We start from the raw sequence: 503 nt of genomic DNA, 5'->3' as shown, positions 1-503 counted from the left end.
TCACACAGTTGCACTGCGTACAACATAAAGTAAACGAAATTTAAGTGTTTACTGACTCAAAACGTGTCGATAGAACAGAGGTTAAACATCGAGCTGAAACACGTATTTCCCACCAAAATTTATTATACATAGCAGTGAGTTACCTGCATCCAAGCGGTTAAAATGCGTACTGATGTGACTCATTTTTGAGAGAGGAACATAAGAAGAGCAAAAGCACTAAAAGAGGATAATGCGATTTGAATAACCAGTGCTTCAAACCGCACTTATGAACTTATGCAGAGAAAGAAAGACTATCAGTTACTGTTGAATGGTTTTACGACCACAGTTTTCGCAGATCAAGTGACGTTCAAATTCATCCATAGAAGCAAGGAAGGCGCCGAACACTACACTTTGGAGAAAGCCTGCGATGAACTCTTTCTTGTTGCGATTTTTATCGCCTTCATAGCCACTTTTCTTTCTAACTAACACCACAACATGATGCGTTTCTACCCCACATGTAGGGC

At 40.0% G+C, this 503-nt stretch carries 1 protein-coding gene; it reads right to left on the bottom strand.

Going from position 1 to position 503, the window contains the following annotated elements:
- Nucleotides 1–297: 297 nt before the first annotated feature.
- Nucleotides 298–503: hypothetical protein (locus R7O13_RS31370; RefSeq protein WP_318305802.1), on the bottom strand; the 206-nt coding region annotated here is incomplete at its 5' end.

It is taken from the genome of Vibrio sp. Y176 (genome assembly GCF_033438945.1).
The sequence above is the reverse complement of the archived record's forward strand: the minus strand, read 5'-3'. Positions and strand labels throughout refer to the sequence as shown.